The 17,873-nt window shown below is 66.2% G+C and carries 17 protein-coding genes; 5 read left to right on the top strand and 12 right to left on the bottom strand.

Annotated features, from left to right (window positions below; all coding sequences use genetic code 11):
* Positions 1–31 precede the first annotated feature (31 nt).
* Positions 32–1,081: a glutathione S-transferase family protein gene (locus ABFX29_RS06495; protein WP_152225909.1), complete on the bottom strand. Its 1,050-nt coding sequence runs from the start codon at positions 1,079–1,081 to the stop codon at positions 32–34.
* A 144-nt stretch (positions 1,082–1,225) separates the two neighbouring features.
* Between ABFX29_RS06495 and ABFX29_RS06490 the strand changes: the two genes are divergently transcribed.
* On the top strand, positions 1,226–2,263 hold the full coding sequence (locus ABFX29_RS06490) for an NAD-dependent epimerase/dehydratase family protein (protein WP_152225907.1): 1,038 nt from the start codon (positions 1,226–1,228) through the stop codon (positions 2,261–2,263).
* A 74-nt stretch (positions 2,264–2,337) separates the two neighbouring features.
* Positions 2,338–3,300 (top strand): DUF368 domain-containing protein, encoded by a 963-nt coding sequence (locus tag ABFX29_RS06485; protein ID WP_152225905.1) that lies wholly within the window; start codon positions 2,338–2,340, stop codon positions 3,298–3,300.
* Between the two features lie 47 nt (positions 3,301–3,347).
* Here the strand turns inward: ABFX29_RS06485 and ABFX29_RS06480 are convergent, their stop codons facing one another.
* From ABFX29_RS06480 to ABFX29_RS06445, 8 genes are all read right to left on the bottom strand, one after another.
* Positions 3,348–4,415 carry a YihY/virulence factor BrkB family protein gene (locus ABFX29_RS06480; protein ID WP_152225903.1) on the bottom strand — a complete coding sequence of 356 codons (1,068 nt, stop codon included), beginning with the start codon at positions 4,413–4,415 and terminating at the stop codon, positions 3,348–3,350.
* An 80-nt stretch (positions 4,416–4,495) separates the two neighbouring features.
* Positions 4,496–4,807, bottom strand: coding sequence for a PRC-barrel domain-containing protein (locus tag ABFX29_RS06475; RefSeq protein WP_170287713.1), 312 nt, complete (start codon positions 4,805–4,807; stop codon positions 4,496–4,498).
* Between the two features lie 104 nt (positions 4,808–4,911).
* A complete protein-coding gene (locus tag ABFX29_RS06470; protein WP_152225899.1) occupies positions 4,912–6,126 on the bottom strand; it encodes a mechanosensitive ion channel family protein in 1,215 nt (404 codons plus the stop codon).
* Between the two features lie 106 nt (positions 6,127–6,232).
* On the bottom strand, positions 6,233–7,279 hold the full coding sequence (locus ABFX29_RS06465; protein ID WP_152225897.1) for an iron-siderophore ABC transporter substrate-binding protein: 1,047 nt from the start codon (positions 7,277–7,279) through the stop codon (positions 6,233–6,235).
* 118 nt (positions 7,280–7,397) lie between these two features.
* Complete coding sequence (locus ABFX29_RS06460) at positions 7,398–8,603, bottom strand: NAD(P)/FAD-dependent oxidoreductase (protein WP_152225895.1); 1,206 nt, start codon at positions 8,601–8,603, stop codon at positions 7,398–7,400.
* Positions 8,604–8,606: 3 nt separating this feature from the next.
* Positions 8,607–8,951 carry a bifunctional 3-phenylpropionate/cinnamic acid dioxygenase ferredoxin subunit gene (locus tag ABFX29_RS06455; protein ID WP_152225893.1) on the bottom strand — a complete coding sequence of 115 codons (345 nt, stop codon included), beginning with the start codon at positions 8,949–8,951 and terminating at the stop codon, positions 8,607–8,609.
* Between the two features lie 45 nt (positions 8,952–8,996).
* On the bottom strand, positions 8,997–9,440 hold the full coding sequence (locus ABFX29_RS06450) for a MarR family winged helix-turn-helix transcriptional regulator (RefSeq protein ID WP_152225891.1): 444 nt from the start codon (positions 9,438–9,440) through the stop codon (positions 8,997–8,999).
* A 102-nt stretch (positions 9,441–9,542) separates the two neighbouring features.
* The gene (locus ABFX29_RS06445; RefSeq protein WP_152225889.1) at positions 9,543–10,178 is read right to left on the bottom strand and encodes a TIGR03085 family metal-binding protein; all 636 of its coding nucleotides are present in this window, start codon (positions 10,176–10,178) and stop codon (positions 9,543–9,545) included.
* A 186-nt stretch (positions 10,179–10,364) separates the two neighbouring features.
* On the opposite strand from ABFX29_RS06445, the gene ABFX29_RS06440 reads away from it, so the two are divergent.
* A complete protein-coding gene (locus tag ABFX29_RS06440; RefSeq protein WP_152225887.1) occupies positions 10,365–12,344 on the top strand; it encodes an acyl-CoA dehydrogenase family protein in 1,980 nt (659 codons plus the stop codon).
* Positions 12,345–12,373: 29 nt separating this feature from the next.
* Entirely contained in the window at positions 12,374–13,156 is a 783-nt protein-coding gene (locus ABFX29_RS06435) for an SDR family oxidoreductase (RefSeq protein ID WP_152225885.1), read from the top strand.
* A gap of 23 nt (positions 13,157–13,179) precedes the next feature.
* Here ABFX29_RS06435 and ABFX29_RS06430 read toward each other — a convergent pair whose 3' ends face one another.
* The 3 genes from ABFX29_RS06430 to ABFX29_RS06425 form a co-directional block, all read right to left on the bottom strand.
* Positions 13,180–14,217: an NAD(P)-dependent alcohol dehydrogenase gene (locus ABFX29_RS06430; protein WP_152225883.1), complete on the bottom strand. Its 1,038-nt coding sequence runs from the start codon at positions 14,215–14,217 to the stop codon at positions 13,180–13,182.
* Positions 14,218–14,356: 139 nt separating this feature from the next.
* Complete coding sequence (locus ABFX29_RS16640; RefSeq protein ID WP_420831124.1) at positions 14,357–14,458, bottom strand: MFS transporter small subunit; 102 nt, start codon at positions 14,456–14,458, stop codon at positions 14,357–14,359.
* Entirely contained in the window at positions 14,455–15,891 is a 1,437-nt protein-coding gene (locus tag ABFX29_RS06425) for an OFA family MFS transporter (protein WP_152225881.1), read from the bottom strand. Before ABFX29_RS06425 ends, ABFX29_RS16640 begins: the two co-directional genes overlap by 4 nt.
* 372 nt (positions 15,892–16,263) lie before the next feature.
* Between ABFX29_RS06425 and ABFX29_RS06420 the strand changes: the two genes are divergently transcribed.
* Positions 16,264–17,793 (top strand): hypothetical protein, encoded by a 1,530-nt coding sequence (locus ABFX29_RS06420; protein WP_170287712.1) that lies wholly within the window; start codon positions 16,264–16,266, stop codon positions 17,791–17,793.
* Positions 17,794–17,873: the final 80 nt, after the last annotated feature.

Below are 17,873 nucleotides of genomic sequence, written 5' to 3'. Positions count from 1 at the left end.
TCTCGGGGGTTTGAACAGCGGAGCGAAGCGGCTACTCGGCGCCGTGCCCCGGGGTAACTTCCTCGCCGGAGCGGACCGGGCCGGGAGCCGTTCCGTTGCCGAACGGGCGGCCGCCAAGTGCTTCCCGTCCGTGTTCGGTCAGCCAGACCGAGTTGTCCGGTCCCTTCGGCACGATCCCCGTGGGGTTAATGTCCTCGTGGACGATGTAGTAGTGCTGTTTGATCTGCACGAAATCCACGGTGTCGCCGAACCCCGGGGTCTGGAACAGGTCCCGGGCATAGCCCCAAAGGTTCGGCATTTCGCTCAGCTTGTTCCGGTTGCACTTGAAGTGCCCGTGGTAGACGGCGTCGAACCGGACCAGGGTGGTGAACAGCCGGACGTCTGCCTCAGTGATAGTGTCGCCGATCAGGTACCGCTGCTTGGACAGCCTGTCTTCGAGCCAGTCCATGGCCGTCCAGAGGCGGTCGTAGGCGGCGTCGTATGCTTCCTGCGATCCGGCGAAACCGCAGCGGTAGACACCGTTGTTCACTTCGGTGAAGACGCGCTTGTTGACCTGGCGCATTTCCTCGAGATGTTCAGCCGGCCACAGGTCCGGGGCGCCGTCCCGGTGGAAATCGACCCACTCACTGCTGAAGTCCTCGGTGATCTGCGGGAAGTTGTTCGTCACCACGGCGCCGGTGGGGATGTCGACGACGGCGGGAACCGTAATGCCGCGCGCATACCCGGGGGTGCGGCGGAAGAAAGCCTCCTGCAGCCGTTCAATGCCCAGCACCGGATCCTTGCCGTCCGGATCAAGGTCGAAGGTCCAGCTCCGGGAGTCGTGCGTGGGACCGGGCGTGCCAAGGGAGATCGCGTCTTCCAGTCCCAGCAGCCGGCGCACAATGATGGTGCGGTTGGCCCATGGGCAGGCGCGTGCCGCGATCAGCCGGTACCTCCCTGCCTCAACGGGGTAGCCGTCCCGTCCGTCACGGGTGATGCGCGTTTCGATGTAGTTGGTGTCGCGGGTGTATTCCTGTCCCCCGGACACGTAGGAACCCTTGGTGCTGTAGTCCGATGCTGACTTATCCGTTGTATTCGCCATGACCGCTCCGTCTTTCTTCACCGCGTGCCTACTCTGGCCTCCAGCCTATCGCCCTGCCAGGCGGGGCAGTTGGGCTGTAGAGTCGTGGACCAACAGCACTGCCGGAGCGGAACCGCGGGTTCTGGGAACGAAGGGTCTTACTTGATGCGTGTAGCCGTCCTCGGAGCAACCGGAAACGTTGGGACCGCGGTCCTGCGCAGACTGCAGGCGGCGCGGGCCGAACGCCCCGACGGCCTGGAAATCGTCGGCGTCGCCCGCCGGGTTCCGGCCCAGCCCACCGGACCCTATGAGGGAGTGGAGTGGCACAGCATCGACGTCGCTTCGCGGGCGGGCGCCCAGGAGCTGACCGAAGTGCTGCGCGGCGTGGACGCCGTGATTCACCTGGTGTGGGCTATCCAGCCGAACCGCGATGAGGCCGAGCTGCACCGGATCAATGTCCGCGGCACACAGAACATGCTCGCCGCCGCTGCGGAGGCCGGGGTCCGCCAGGTTGTCTGCGCGTCGTCAGTCGGTGCCTACTCCCCCGCCCCGAAGGACCGGCTCACGGACGAGTCGTGGCCGGCCCGCGGCATCGCCACTTCCCACTACAGCCGGCACAAGGGTGAGCAGGAAGAACTGCTGGATGACTTTGAACGGCGCTACCCCGAAATCCGGGTGGCACGGCTGCGTCCGGGGCTGATTTTCCAGTCCGACGCCGGCAGCGAAATTGGCCGGTACTTCCTGGGCCCGCTGGTCCCCCGGTCAATCCTGAACAAACTCAGCCTGCCGATCATCCCGCTTCCGGCCGAATTCTCCTTCCAGGTTGTCCACGCGGACGACATTGCCGACGCGTACTGGCGGGTGGTGGACCAGCGCGCCGAGGGCGCCTTCAACATCGCCGCGGATCCCGTGTTCACGCCGGAACTCCTGGCCGGGATGCTGGGAGCACGCAGGATCATCAACATTCCCGTGCGCGTCATCCGGGCCATCGTGGGACTCACCTGGGCTGCACGGCTGCAGGCCACCGATCCGGGCTGGATCGACATGGCAGCCGGCGCGCCGCTGATGGACACCACCCGTGCCCGCGAGGTCCTGGGCTGGGAGCCCAAACGCACCTCCCTCCGGGCGTTCCAGGATGTGCTGGACGGTCTGAGCGAACAGGCCGGCGTACCGGCATCACCGCTGCTGGGGCCCGGACGCTAACGGCTGGTCTTCCGGCACGCTGCGGCGCCCCGGAAGTTCGGGGCGCTTCCGGGGTGTCTAGTAGCGTGGGTCCAATGGTTTCATCACACCCGACGCCGCTGTCCCCGCCGTCCAAGCCCGTGCGGCCCGTCCGTTCCGGGGTTACCCATGCCGGCCGCGGGGCACTGATGGGCCTGGTGGAACTTGTTCCCGGTGTTTCCGGCGGCACGGTTGCGCTGGTCCTTGGCGTTTTCGACCGGCTGATCGCGTCGGCTAACCACTTCATCAGCGGCGCAGTGCACCTTGTCCTCCGGCGGGACCGGGCCGGCGCTGTCCGCAAGGCCTCGGGCGTCGAGTGGAACCTGCTGCTTCCCCTGGCTGCCGGAATGTTCCTCGCGCTGGTCTTCCTGTCCGGACCGCTGCATTCCTTCGTGGAGGGCCAGCCGAAGATTGCCAGTGCATTGTTCTTCGGCATGGTGGCGGCCAGCCTGGTTGTTCCGATCAGCATGGCCCGTGCTGCCGCGCCGGCCGGACCGGCGACGGCGGCGGGCAGGCTCGCGGGCCCGGCAATGGTCCTGGTGACAGCTGCTGCCGCATTTGTGCTGCTCGGCATTCCGGCCCTGCAGATAGAGAACCACTCGTGGTGGGTCCTGGTCCTCAGCGGCGCGATAGCAGTGTGTGCCCTGGCCCTTCCCGGCCTGTCAGGGTCCTTCCTGCTGCTGACCTTTGGCATGTACGAGCCGACGCTGGAAGCCGTGAGCAACCGGGACCTGGGATACCTGGCCTTCTTCGCCGCCGGGGCGGTCATCGGCTTGGGGTCCTTTGTCCGGCTGCTGGGTTACCTGCTGCGGGTCCACCGCCGTGCCGTCCTGCTGGTAGCCACCGGCCTGATCCTGGGTTCCGTCCGGGCACTGTGGCCCTGGCAGGAGAACAGCGCCCTGCTTCCGCCCGACGATGCGTGGCTTATGCCGCTCGCGGCCTCCCTCACGGGTGCCGCCGTGGTTCTGCTGCTGTGGTTCGCCCAGTCCCGCGCCGAGGCGAAGAACCTTCCCGCCTAGCACCTGCGGCCTGTTTCCCGGCCCGCTGAAGCGGGCCGGGAAACCGCCTACAGGTCGTCGTCGTAGTCCTTGCCGGCGTGCTGCTGGCGCAGCTCGCGGCCCTGCTGCACGTCCTTCTCTTCCTGCTCTGCCCGCTTGTCGCTCTGGCGGGTATCCCGCGGGGGCAGCTGGATCGAGTGCTCGGCCTGGATTCCGGCCTGCAGCTCCCGGCCGCGTTCCACCTCGGCGTCGAACTCGGCACCGAAGAGCAGCGATATGTTGGCCAGCCAGATCCACAGCAGCAGCACGATCACGCCGCCGATGGCACCGTAGGTTGCGTTGTAGCTGCCAAAGTTGCCGACGTAGAAGGCGAAGCCCAGAGTGGCGACCGCCAGGACCACCAGTGCCAGGAACCCGCCCATGCTCATCCAGCGGAACTTGGGCTGCTTCACATTGGGGGTGGCGTAGTAGAGCAGCGCGATCAGGGTCACCGCGAAGAGGACCATGACCGGCCATTTGGCGATGTTCCAGACCAGCAGGGCCTGGCTCCCCAGCCCGATAAAGTTGCCGATCGATTCGGCGATGGGACCGCTGACCACCAGCATGATGAGAAGGCAGGCCGCCAGCAGGATCATGATCAGGGTGACCAGCAGCTGCAGCGGGCGCAGCTTCCAGATGGGCCGGCCCTCTTCGACTTCATAGATGCGGTTCATGGCCCGGCCGAAGGCTCCCACGTATCCCGAGGCGGACCACAGGGCACCGGCAATACCAATGAACAGCGCCAGGCCGGCACCGCGGGAAGACGTGAGCTGCTCAATCGGACCCTTGAGCACCTCCACGGCGGCTGCCGGCGCGAACCCTTCCAGGTACTCGATCATGGCATTCGTCGTGCTCTCCGCCTGGCCCACCAGGCCCAGGATGGAGACCATGGCCAGCAGTCCCGGGAAGAGCGAGAGCACCGTGTAATAGGTCAGCGCGGCGGCGAGGTCGGTGCACTGGTCCTTGGAGAACTCCCGCACGGTTTTGCGGAAGATGTACATCCAGCTGGGTTTGGTGACTTCGGCCGGGGTATCCGGCTTGGATGCCGTTCCGAGCGACGCTCCGCCGTCCTGGTCAGAGCTGTCCTGCTGAGCCATGGGGCCCCTCCTGGCGTGGTCGAGTCCGGGGTATCCATCGTATTGCTAAGCAGACTTATGTCCAAGCAGCCCCGCCGGTCTCACCAGGCCTTGTAATAATCCTCCAGCTGCGCCTCCTCCTCCGGCGTTAGCGCGCCGCCGTGGTCCATGTCCGGAGAGTCCTCGATTGCCTTGCGCGAATAGTTCACGTACAGGTCATCCTCGTCCCGGCGGGACCCCTGGAGCGGCACGAAGTACTGCCGGCCTTCAAACAGCCCCAGCGCCACCGTGACCCAGGCCGGCTGGCCGGTAGCCCGGTCCAGGTGGACGTTTCCCACCAGGCCCAGCCGCTCGCCGTCCTTCGCCCACACATTCGAGCCCTGCAATTCGTGGATCACATACTGGTCAACCATGGCCGATTGCTCCTTGTCCGGGTGCTTTGCGCAGTCTGTCCGTGTCCGGGCGGCTGCGCCGGTGGGTATCATTCCAGCCCGCAGGCCCCCCGGCTTGTCAACACCTAGCGGTCAGCATGCTCATCCCGGTCTTCCCAGGCGTCCTGGCCGGGTCCGGCGAAACTGCGGTTGCGTTCCACGGCGTCGATGCTGCCCGTGAACAACTGCGACGTACTGATGTCCTCGCCTCCGCCGCGGCGCTGCGGCTGCAGGCGCGGAGGCACCGCATCCACGGCAGGCTGGCGCAGCTGCTCGAAGCGCTGCCGCGGCAGCGCCGCTGGATGCTCCTCCTGCAGGAAGGAGACCATGGATTCCCGGACCAGGCAGCGCAGGTCGAAAAGGGTGCCGGAGTCAGGGGCGGAAACGAGGATGCGGACCCGGATCAGGCCCTGGACGGCGTCGGTGACCTGGAGGACGCCGGTGCGCCCGTCCCAGAGGTCCGTTCCGGCCAGGATGCGCTTGAGCTCATCGCGCATGGCGGCCACCGGGGACTCCCAGTCCAGGTCCAACTCAACGGTGCCCAGGATGGCGGACTGCTTGCGGGTCCAGTTCTCGAAGGGGGTGGAGGTGAAGTAGGTGGAGGGCAGGATCAGCCGGCGGTCATCCCAAATGTGCACCACCACGTAGGTCATGGTGATTTCCTCGATGGTTCCCCACTGCCCTTCCACCACAACCACGTCATCCACGCGGATTGCGTCCGTGAAGGCCAGCTGCAGCCCGGCGAATACATTCCCCAGTGTGCTCTGGACTGCAAGGCCGGCCACGATCGAGAGCAGGCCGGCGGAGGCGAGCAGGCCTGCTCCCAGGGCGCGGACTTCCTCGATGGTCAGCAGCACGCAGGCGACGGCCACGGTGATGATCAGCGCGACGGCGACCCGGCGGCCCAGGATGACCTGCGTCTTCAGGCGCCGCAGCCTCCGGTTGTCCTTCGTGTCTGTGCTGTACTTCGTGAGGATGACGGCCTCGACGATCAGCAGTGCGACGACGGCGAGCCAGCCGATCGCAGCGATCAGCCCGATGACCAGCACGTAGTCCAGGGTGCCGTACCAGGACTCCCCGCGGGCCGTGGCCCCGAGGGCGATCCGGGTTCCAATCAGGGCGAGTACCAGCCGCAGCGGGTTCCGCCCCAGGGCGGTGACTTCGCGGATGTGCGGGACCTTCCGGAAGATCCGGGCGGCGGATCCGTGCACCACGCGGGCGGCAACTAATGCGGCAGTGACGGCTATGAGAACAGCGATCAGTGGCCGCAGCGGGTCCAGGGCGTCGAGGAATTCCTGCATGGGCCGATCATGGCAAACACCCCGGGGGGCGTGTCCAATTCTGTGATCCCGGACGCAAAAGTGCCCCTCCGGACGGACCGGAGGGGCACTTTTGCAGGGAACGGTGTTACTTGACCTGCGCGGCGGCCTCGCCCAGCATCGGAACGAAGTTGTCCAGTGCGTAGGGGATGCTCAGCACGTTGGCGGCTGAGATGGACAGCGTCAGCGTGTTGTCGGAGTCGGCAACCAGGCCGCCGTTCTTGACGGCCGGAATCTGGCTCAGCAGCGGATCGGACACGATGGCTTCCTTGGCGGCGTCGTCGGCCACCCAGCTGACAAAGAGGTCGGCTTCGAGCTCATTGGCGCGTTCCGGGGACCAGGTCAGGTAGAACGCGTCGGAGGGAGCGTTCTCATCCACCAGCGGGGCCTGGACCATGCCAAGTTCCTTCAGGAACTTGGGCCGGTTGTCACCGGAGGTGTAGATGGAGATCTGGTCGGCACCGGCGGTGGTGTCCAGGTTGCCGTAGATGAAGCTGGTTCCTGCCAGTTCGGGATACTCGGCCGCCTTGTCGGCAATGGCCTGCTCCGTTTCTTCAACCAGCTTGGCTGCTGCGTCGCTCTTGCCCAGGGCTTCGCCGATCATCTCGGCCGAGTCCTGCCAGGAGGTGTAGTACGGAGTCTCAGGGTAGGCAACCACGGGGGCGATGGCGCTGAGCTTGTCATACTCTTCCTCGGTGATGCCTGAGTAGGCGGCGAGGATGACGTCCGGGGTGGTGGCAGCAATGGCGTCGAAGTTGATGCCGTCAGTCTCGGAGTACTGGACCGGAGCGTTCTCGGATCCGATGGGCGCGCCAAGCTCTTCGAGCGCCTCGTCGATCCACGGGGTGGTTCCGTTCTCGTTGCCGCCCCACTCGTACTCCGGCATACCCACGGGCACTACACCCAGGGCCAGCGCCGTATCGGTGTTCACCCAGGAAACCGTAGCGACGCGCTCCGGGACCGATTCGATGGTGGTCTCACCGAAGGCATGCTCAATGGTGACGGGGAACTGGTCGCTGGAGCCGGCAGTGCTTCCGCTGCCCGCGTCCGAGGAGGACCCGGTGGAGCAGGCGGAAAGGGACAGCGCGGCAACGGCTGCGACGGCCGCAAGGCTGCGCATGCGGGACAGGGCCATTTTTGGGCTCCTTGATAGTGCAATGTGGACGGGGACGCCGGTGCTTTTTCTCCGGCAAGGTAAGGCTAACCTATTCACCGGGTAAATACGCAAAACAGATGTGCCCTAATGGTCGCATTCAGGGGAAGGAACGCAGCAGGCGGCGCAGGTCCACCTCTGGGTCCGCCAGTGCTGCCGCCTCTACGGGCCCGCCCAGCGCGATCAGCCGGCGCACGGCCCTCAGTGAGTTCCCGGCGTCGATTCCGGCCGCTCCGGCCAGCGTTCCTTCCGGGGAGACCCGGAACACCAGGTACCCGGGACCCGGCTCTCCGCGCTCAACACTGTGTCCCTCGACGGCCATGGAACCCACTGCCTCGGCGTGGATGCCGTAGCGGTCGGTCCAGAACCAGGGCACGGCATCCTGGGGCGGCTCCTGGCCCAGGATTCCCGCCGCGGCAGCCTGTCCGGACCGTACGGCTGCATCCCAGTGCTCGCTGCGCCGCTCCAAAAGTCCACCAACCCGGCGGCGGACGGCGTCGCCTGCTGCGTAGACGCGGGGATGGCTGGTGCGCCCGGAAAGGTCCACCACAATGCCGTCGTCAACTTCCAAGCCCGCGGCTTCAGCCAGCGCCGTGTCCGGGACCATTCCCACGGCAGCGAGCACGGTGTCCGCAGCTACTGCGGAGCCGTCTTCCAGCAGCACGGCCAGCCCGTCGCCGTCGGACACTACATCCACGGGCAGCGCGGTGAGGGTCTCAACCCCGTTCCGGGCATGAAGGGAATGCAGGTAGGCAGCAGCTTCCGGCCCCACGGCGGGGACCAGCGGTACGGGAACCGGATCGATAAGTACGACGGCGGTGCCGGCCGCGGCAGCCGTGGCCGCGACTTCCGCTCCAATGAGTCCGGCACCGATGATGACCAGGCGCTTGCCGGCACCGATACGGCTGCGAAGCGCGTCTGCGTCCGAACGACTCCGCAGGGTGCGGCACAGTCCGGCGCCGGGGAAGGGCAACACCCGTGCCGTGCCGCCGGTGGCCAGCAGGAAAACGTCGGCGCGGATCTCCCCGCCGCCGGCCAGCACGGCGGTTCCGGAATCCGGATCGAGCTGCACGGCCGTTCCGGCGGTCACGTCCACGGCGTTGGTTTTGTACCAGGGCTCCGGGGCGAGGTCCGCGCCGGCGCTGCCGGCGAGGTAGGCCTTGCTGAGCGGCGGCCGGTCATAGGGTGTACCGGCCGGGTCGAGGAGCTGGATGCGGCCGGCGAATCCGCGCCGGCGCAGTTCAGCCGCAGCGCTGAACCCTGCGGGACCGGCTCCGATGACCGCTGCGGAGCGGGGCTCGGCCATCCCTTAGGATCCGGCGGGGGCGACGCCCGGGTAGAGGATCACGTCCCCGTCTACGACCTCCACGCGGTGGGCAACGGCATCCACGGTGGCGGGAAGGCACAGGGCTGCACCGGTCTTGAGGCAGAAGCGTGCCGAGTGGACCGGGCATTCCACCTCGCCGTCTTCGATCCAGCCTTCGGCCAGGGACGCCTCTTCGTGGGTGCAGGTGTCGTTGAGTGCGTAAAACCCGCCGTCGTCGCTGTGGAAGACGGCTATGTCGTCCGCTGTCCCGGCGGTGGTGGAGTCCACCGTGATGGCTTCGCCCTCATCGATTTCATCTGCTGCAGCTACGCGGATACCTTCACTCATGGCATCCACGTTACCGTGGGCCGGGCGCCGTGACTGAGCCGGCGGCTAGGCACCGGCGGACCCGGCGGCGCCGTACTGGCGATGGCCCTCCAATTCGGAAATGAGCGAGATGAGCTCCTGGCGCAGCGCCGGCCGGAGTTCAGCCGTAAGGCTCTGGTCTTCCAGGCGGATTGCCTGTCCCAGCGCTTCGCGGCCGTACTCGGAAATATGCACTGCACGTTTAGGTGCCTCTGCGCCGTCTCCCACTTCATAGACGAGCCCCTGCGAGCGCATGCTCACCAGGGTTGTTCCCAGCGTCTGCGCTGTCACCCTGAGACGGCGGGCGAGTTCTGCCCGGCGCATCGGTCCAAAATCCCGCAGCACCTTAAGGGCCGTGACCCGTTCCTGGGTCAACCCCATAGCCCGCAGCCGGTTATCCATCTCCCGGCGCAGCATCCGGGCTGCCGTTGACAGCAGCCGGACCGCTTCCCAATCCCCCTCGTTCTGCATACCTTGGTTCCCCCTGAGATAGCTGTGCCTGGTGTTCCAATTTCCTCAGTGTACTTACTATCCAAACCGCAGGCGGGGGGTGTGTGTCAAGCTCGGGTGCTCTCAGGCCCCGGCAAAGCTCCTGAATTGCTCAACGCACCCGGGCGCGCCCGAAATCTCCACCTGTGCGGCCGAACGCCGCCCCATCGCATGCAGTGCCAGCTCAGTCACGGGCCCGGTGATGGTTACCGCGGGATCGCCCCGCCGCACCCTTGCCTGCTCACCACCGGGCAGCTGCAGCACTACGCCGACGGGGCTGCGCAGGTACCCCATGCGTGCCATCAGGGGCAGACGGCGGCGCAGTTCGAGCAGCTCCCCCTCGGGCATCTCACGGGGTTCCGCCTCGCCGGTTCCCCGGCGGATATCTTCGTGGTGCACAAAGAACTCCAGGAGGTTGACGGCGTCGCCTCCCCACCGCACCGGCGAGAAACCCCGTGCACCCGCGGCGAACCTGTCGACCAGTTCCCGGTAGCCCGTCTCCGTCCCCGTCTGGGCTGCCAGCGGGTCCAGGCTGTGTTCCTGCCCCGGTTTGTCTCGCCGGACCGTATCACCGGCCATCCTCCACGGCCGCTCCTCGCGCACTATCAGGTGAGCCAGCAGCCGGCTCACGTTCCAGCCTTCGCAGAGCGTCGGCGCCTGGGGGTCCGCGGCGTGCAGCGTGCGGACCATTGCCTCGCGTTCGGTTTCCATCCATGCCATGCCCGGTACCCTACATGGCCGCGCCGCGTGGCTGGCCCGGCGGCGAAGAGCGGGATTGGCTACTGGCCGGTACCGGTTATCCGGCTACCCCTTTACCGGCAAGTAGGAACGCGTAGCATGGCTGGCACAGCCAGCGCAGGCTGCCTGGGGAGCGGCCCTGATCAGTTCAGAACTAGGGGAAAACACATGAGTTCCACTAATCTGCAGGATGCCCAAAATACCGGCGAGGACGATTCGGTCCGCCGGCTCAGGGAACGCAAGGTCAGCGAAAAAGACGCTCGCGATGTCGCAGAGGCGTCCCGCATCACCGACGAGCAGCGGCCCAGCTTCGCCAAGGGAATCTACCTGGGCGACTTCAATCTCTCCCTCATCCGCCCGCATCCGGCGCCGGCACCCGCCGAGACGGCCCGTTCGGAGAAGTTCCTCGCGGACCTGACGGAGTACTGCGCCACCATGGACGGCCAGCTGATCGAGCGCACCGGGGTGATTCCAGACGAGTATCTGGCAGGCTTGGCCGAGCTGGGAGTCTTCGGCCTGAAGATTCCGCAGGAGTACGGCGGACTGGGGCTGTCCCTGCTCTACTACGGCCGGGCCCTGATGATCCTGGGCACGGTCCATCCCAGCCTCGGCGCGCTCGTCTCGGCGGACCTTTCAATCGGGGTTCCCGAACCCGTGAAGGTCTTCGGCAGCGAGGAACAGCGCCGCGAGTACCTGCCGCGCTGCGCCGCCGGGGCGATCACCGCGTTCCTGCTCACCGAGCCCGACGTCGGCTCCGACCCGGCCCGCATGCGCACCACGGCCGTCCCCTCCGAAGACGGCAGCGAATACGTACTGGACGGCGTGAAGCTGTGGACCACCAACGGCGTGATCGCCGAACTGGTGGTGGTGATGGCCGCCGTCCCCCCGCACGACGGGCAAAAGGGCGGGATCAGCGCCTTCATCGTGGAAATGGACTCCCCTGGAATCAGCGTCGAGAACCGCAACAATTTCATGGGCCTGCGCGGGATCGAAAACGGCGTGACCCGGCTGCAGGGTGTCAGGGTTCCGGCTGCCAACCGGGTGGGCAGGGAAGGCCAGGGGCTGAAGATCGCCCTGACCACCCTGAACACCGGGCGGCTTTCCATTCCGGCCATGTGCGCCGCGGGTGGAAAATGGTCGCTGAAGATTGCCCGCGGCTGGTCCAATGCCCGGGAGCAGTGGGGCCGCCCGATCGGCCGGCATGAGGCTGTGGGAAAGAAACTGGCTTTCATTGCCGCCACCACCTTTGCCCTGGAGTCGGTCTTTGAGCTTTCCGCCGAAATGGCCGACGCCGGCACCAAGGACATCCGGATCGAGGCGGCGCTGGCCAAGCTGTGGGCGAGCGAAATGGCGTACAACATTGCCGATGAACTGGTGCAGGTGCGCGGCGGGCGCGGATTCGAAACAGCCGCTTCACTGGCTGCCCGCGGAGAGCGGGCAGTCGCCGCCGAGCAGCAGCTGCGGGACCTGCGGATCAACCGGGTCTTCGAGGGATCCACTGAAATCATGCACCTGCTCATCGCCCGCGAGGCCGTGGACTCACATTTGAAGGCTGCCGGCGACCTGGCCGTGGCCGATGCCCCGCTTTCCAGCAAGGTGAAGGCCGGCGCGAAGGCCAGTGGCTTCTACGGCAAGTGGCTGCCCACCCTGGCGGTGGGAAACGGCAACGTCCCGACGTCGTACGCAGAGTTCGGGCCGCTGGCCAAGCACCTGCGCTATGCCGAACGCGCTTCCCGGAAGCTGGCACGCTCCACGTTCTACGGCATGGCCCGCTGGCAGGCCGGGCTGGAGCACCACCAGGCCTTCCTGGGCCGAATCGTGGACATCGGTGCGGAGCTGTTCGCCATGTCCGCGTCCTGCATGAAGGCAGAAACCATCCGACGCCGGGATGCCTCCGAAGGCGCCGGCGCGTATGAGCTGGCAGACGCTTTCTGCGCCCAGTCGAGGGTGCGGGTGGATGCCCTCTTCACCGAGCTGTGGAGCAACTCGGACGCTGAGGACCACAGGCTTTCGAAGAAGGTCCTGGACGGCAGGTACACCTGGCTGGAGGAAGGCGTGCTGGACCAGTCGGAGGGAACCGGTCCCTGGATCTCGACCACGGCCTCCGACGGCAAGCCTAAGGAGAACCTGCACCGCAAGTACCGCTGAGCGACCCAGCTGAAGCGAAGGGAACTCCAGTGGGCACCACTCCGGTATCTGCCGCGGGCGGGCAGCGCCTCGCCGGCAGGAGGGCAGTCATTACTGCCTCCAGCCGCGGCATCGGGCTGGCCATAGCGCACCGCTTTGTGGATGAGGGGGCCCGGGTGCTGATCACCGGCCGGGATCCGGCCGCACTTCAGGAAGCAGCGGCAGGATTTCCGGCGGGAACGGTGCTGGCGGTCTCCGGCAACGCCTCGGACCCGCTGCACCAGCGGTCGGTGCTGGACGCGGCCGCTGACGGCCTGGGCGGCCTTGATGTCCTGGTGAACTGCGCCGGGACCAACCCCGTCTATGGTCCGCTGCTGGATCTGGACCTGGACGCCGCCCGGAAGATTCTTGAGACGAATCTGCTCACTGCCCTGGCCTGGGTTCAGGCAGCCTGCCGCCACCCGGCCGCGGGTTTCCTGGAGGGCGGGGCATCGGTGATCAACATGTCCTCGGTGAGCGCGCGGACCGCCGCCAGGGGCATCGCGTTCTATGGGATCAGCAAGGCCGGGCTGGAGCACCTCACCCGGTCCCTCGCCGTCGAACTGGCGCCGGCGGTGCGCGTCAATGCGCTGGCACCTGCCGTGGTCAGGACGCGCTTTTCCCAGGCCCTGTATGAAGGGCGCGAGGAGAAGGCTGCGGCCGCCTATCCGCTCGGGCGGCTGGGCGCCCCGGAGGACATCGCGGCAGGAGCGGCGTTCCTGGCCTCCGACGACGCCGCGTGGGTCACCGGTCAGGTGCTGACCCTCGACGGCGGACTGCTGGCCGGCGGCTAAGCCGCCGGTTCCGCAGCCGGCAGTTACGGGACTATGACCGCGCGGCCCAGCAGCTGGTTGTTCTTCAGCTTCTCGTAGGCAGCGGGCGCATCGTCGAGCGAAAAGACCTCGGTATGCACGTTGATGTGCCCGCCCCGGGCGAGGTCCAGGACTTCGAACAGCTCTGTGCGCGAACCCCAGTAGGGCGAACGCACGGAGACGTCCCACGCCGCACCGGAGACCAGGCCCATCTTCAGGGTTCCGGCGCCTGCACCGAGGAGCACATGGTCGCCCTGGTGGCGGACCATTGCCTGGCCCAGGTCCAGGGTGGCCTGGTTTGCCACGAAGTCGAAGACGGCGTCGACGCCCAGGCCGTTGGTGAGGTCGCTGACCATGGATGCGGCGCCGGCCTCGGACGGGAAGGTGTACTGCGCCCCGACGTCGCTGGCCAGATTAAGTTTCGCCTCGTCGATATCCAGGGCAACCACTGTGGCGCTGGTGAGTGCCCGCAGAATCTGGATGGCCACGTGGCCCAGCCCGCCCACTCCGATTACCACTGCGGTGGCGCCGGAGTGCAGCTTCTCCAGGGAGCCTTTGATGCCGTGGTACGGCGTGAGGCCTGCGTCTGTCAGGGAAACGTTCTTCACCGGATCAAGGTCTCCCAGCGGCACCAGGTGCCGGGGGCTGTCCACGATCAGGTACTCGGCCATCGAACCCGGTGCGCCCAGCCCGGGAGGGGCAATACCGTATTTGCCGGCGTTCCGGCAGTAGTTTTCCCGTCCGGAGGAGCATTCATAGCAGAGCCCGCAGCCCCACGGACCGTAGACGGCCATCGACTGGCCCTCTTCGATGTATTTCACTCCTTCGCCGACCTTGTCCACGACGCCGGCGCCTTCATGGCCCAGGGTCAGCGGCAGCCCGTAGACGTATTCACCTTCAGCCAGGGACATGATGTATTCGTCGGAGTGGCACACTCCGGCGGCTGTGACCTTGAGCCGCACCTGCCCGGGCCCGGGCTCCGGCGTTTCGATTTCAACTACTTCGGGGGCTTGGCCAATGCTGCGGTATTGAAGGGCCTTCATGGCATGCTCCTGTCTCCGCACCGGCAGATCCCGCCCGCACGGGTGGATGGATTAGCCCCTTAATCCTTGCACCGTTGCCCTGATTACACAGCCCTGCGGTGCCGTGCACGGCCGCTGGACGGCCAGCTTGGGAAGATGCCTATCCGAAGAGCGCCGCGGCCTTGGTCAGTGTCTGGAAGACGCCGTAGGCAAGGGGGATGCCAACCAGCAGCCAGCTAAAGGTCAGTTTCAGGGCGCTCATCGCGTGCCTTCCTCAAGGGGTTCGCTTGTAGTGGAGTCTCGGAGCGGGCTTTCTTCGGCAGCTTGGGGAGCCTGGTCCTTAGCGGGTTCGTGGTACTTGGGTGCTACCGGCTTGATGAGGAGGTTCGCTATGAATCCCACGATCAGCAGCCCAACCATGGTCAGCAGTGCCGGCTGGTAGGCCTGGGCCGTGAGTTCGCCGGGAGTGCCCTGGGCATCCAGGAATGAGTTGACGATCAGGGGCCCTGCGATTCCAGCGGCGGACCAGGCGGTCAGCAGGCGTCCGTGGATGGCGCCCACCTGGAACGTGCCAAAGAGGTCCCGCAGGTAGGCAGGAACGGTGGCGAATCCCCCGCCGTAGAAGGAAAGGATGATGAAGGCCAGCAGCACGTACAGGATGGTCGAGGTGGAGCCGAACAGGGCCAGGAGCACGTAGCACGCGGCACCGGCGCCAAGGTAAACCATGTAGATACGCTTGCGGCCAATCACGTCCGAGGTGGCTGACCAGACAAACCGCCCGCCCATGTTGCCGATGGAGAGCAGGCCCACGAATCCGCCGGCAACGGCCGCCGTAACCATCGAAGCGCCGTCCGGCTCGCGGAAGAAGTCCTGGATCATCGGTGCAGCCTGTTCCAGGATGCCAATTCCGGCGGTCACATTGCAGAACAGGACAATCCAGACCAGCCAGAACTGGCGGGTCTTGATGGCGTTCGACGCCGATACGTTGGCGTTGGTAACCAGGGGCTTCTTGGCGACGGTGGACGGGTCGAACCCCTTGGGCTTCCAGTCATCCGCAGGCACCCGGATGGTCCATGCCCCGTAGAGCATATAGACAAGGTAGACAACGCCGAGGGTTAGGAAGAGCTTGCCGACGGCGTCTCCGCTGGCCACCCAGCCGGGGCTGCCGGAGTCCGGGTCATAGAAGGCCAGCAGCGCGGAGGAGAGCGGGCTGGCGATCAGGGCGCCGCCGCCGAACCCCATGATGGCCATGCCGGTGGCCAGGCCCGGACGGTCCGGGAACCACTTGATCAGCGTGGACACCGGGGAGATGTAGCCGATGCCCAGGCCAATGCCGCCCAGGAATCCGTAGCCGACGTAGACCAGCCACAGCTGTCCGGTGAAGATTCCCAGTGCGCCGACCATAAAGCCGCCGGACCAGAACAGTGCCGAGACGAACATGGCCTTGCGCGGACCGTTGCGGTCCACCCAGGTGCCCATCACCGCGGCTGACAGTCCAAGCATGACGATGGCGACGGAGAAGATCACGCCGATCTGGGTGAGGCTCGCGTCGAAGTACTCCACCAGGGCGGTCTTGTAGACGCTCGTCGCGTACGCCTGTCCGATGCAGAGATGAACGGCGAGTGCCGCCGGCGGGATGAGCCACCGGTTGAATCCGGGCGGGGCAATAATGCGGTCGCGGTCCAGCCAGCTCATCTGTTCTCCCAATCTCACCCAGCAAAGTCATTGGCCGGCCGGTGCCGCCAGGGCGGCGCCGGCCTGTGCGGCCCAGCCTTGTCGATCATCGGGTTTGCAGAGCATCGACACGCCGTAAAGGGGCGGATCATATGCGGCACCCTGCCGCAACCTACCGGCGGGTAACTAATTTTGAAAAACCCTTGCTTTGTTACCAATCAGTAAGTTAGATGTAACCGACATCACATTCCTACTGCTCGGTAACCCCAGTTCGTGACACTCCATGACACGCGGGAAATGCTGCGCAGCGCACCACGAAGGCGGAGCCCACAGGCGTACTCCCGCCGTCCAAGCGGTCTCAAGACCGAAGTTGAACCAGAAAAGGGATATTCAATGACGAGTTCCACGTCCGGCCGGTCCACTAACCGGCCGCACACCATTCTGACCGGCCTTCTGGCCGTGTTCCTGGTCTTGTTGCTGGCCTTCTTTGTCCTCTTCACCAATCAGGTAGCCAGCGGCGCCACCCAGCTCTCCGAGGGGGCCGAGCGGGCATCCGCCGGTGCAGGGGACCTGAAGGAAGGCGCCGCTGCTGCCAAGGAGGGCGCAGATAAGGTAGCCGCCGGCAGTGAAAAGGTGGACACCGGGGCCCAGACCCTCGCCCAGGGCATCGGCACGGCCAAGACCGGCGCCACGTCGCTGAATGAAGGCGCCGGAACCCTGAACGAGGGCGCTGCCGCTGCTTCCGAGGGTGCCAGCAAGCTCGCCACGGGTGCCACGAATGCCTACACCGGAGCCTCTACGCTGGCCAACGGCGCATACTCCGCTTCCGAGGGCGCCAACAAGCTGGCCACCGGTGCTACCACTGCCCGTGAAGGTTCAGAGCAGCTGGCTGCCGGAGCGAATGAGCTCTACACGAAGATGCAGCCGCTGGTCGGCGGCTCGAAGGAACTTGCCGCTGGTGCCGACGCTGCTGTTGCCGGCATTGGTCAGCTCGCTCCGGGGGCAAACAGGATCAGTGCAGGATTGGCACAGGTAGACGCCCAACTTGGCCCTGTGGCCGATCAGCTGCGGAAGGCTGGAGTGGTTGCACCAGATCCCTCTAACACGCCCTCAGCGCAGGCAGAGAACTTCATCGCTAGTCACCCGACACTGACACCCGGGGAACAGACGTGGCTCCGGACTGTAGCCGCGCAGCTGACCGCCATAGCCGGATTGCCGATGTTGGTCGTCGGCGTAGACGACGCAATGAGCGGTGATGGAACCGCTGCCAACCCCGGTCTTGTGAACGGGTCTGCCGCCGTCGCAGCGGGCTTGTCGGATCTGAACACCAAGGCCCCCGCCCTCGCTGCCGGTGCCAACACCGCCGCAGCCGGCGTCGAGCAGCTTTACGCCGGAGCCGGAACCCTCTCCGCAGGTGCAAAGAACCTGAACCAGGGACTTGTCACGCTTGAAAGCGGCGCCTACACGCTCTCCGAAGGCAACGCGAAGCTCGCCAACGGTGCAGGAACCCTGACCAGCGGCCTGGGCACCCTCGAAGTCGGCGCCTATTCCCTCTCTGACGGCAACGCGAAGCTGGCCGACGGCACGGGACGCCTGGTCTCCGGTTCGGACTCGCTGAATGAAGGCATGGTCAAGCTGGACGACGGCGCCAAGACGCTCAAGGAAGGCACCACCACCTTGAAGTCCGGCGCGGCGGACCTGGCAGAGGGCAACGGCAAGCTGGCCGACGGCACCGTCACGCTCGCAGACGGCAACGGTGAAATTTCCGCCGGCGCCGGCACCATGATGGAACGCACCTCGGCCATGACGCCGGGTGAGATCCTCACCTCCCCCGCCATCCTGGCGGTCCTGATCCCGGTGGCTCTGCTGCTCATCCCGCTGGCCCTGCTGATCTCGGCCCGCAGCCGCCGCTCACAGCACTAGAGCGGCGCGCGGATAAGCGCTCCACCGACGAAGGAAAGGCCGGACACGCCCCTCGGGGAAGTGTCCGGCCTTTCTACTGT

Source organism: Arthrobacter gandavensis (assembly GCF_039528575.1).
Taxonomy (GTDB): domain Bacteria; phylum Actinomycetota; class Actinomycetes; order Actinomycetales; family Micrococcaceae; genus Arthrobacter_B; species Arthrobacter_B citreus_B.
The sequence above is the reverse complement of the archived record's forward strand: the minus strand, read 5'-3'. Positions and strand labels throughout refer to the sequence as shown.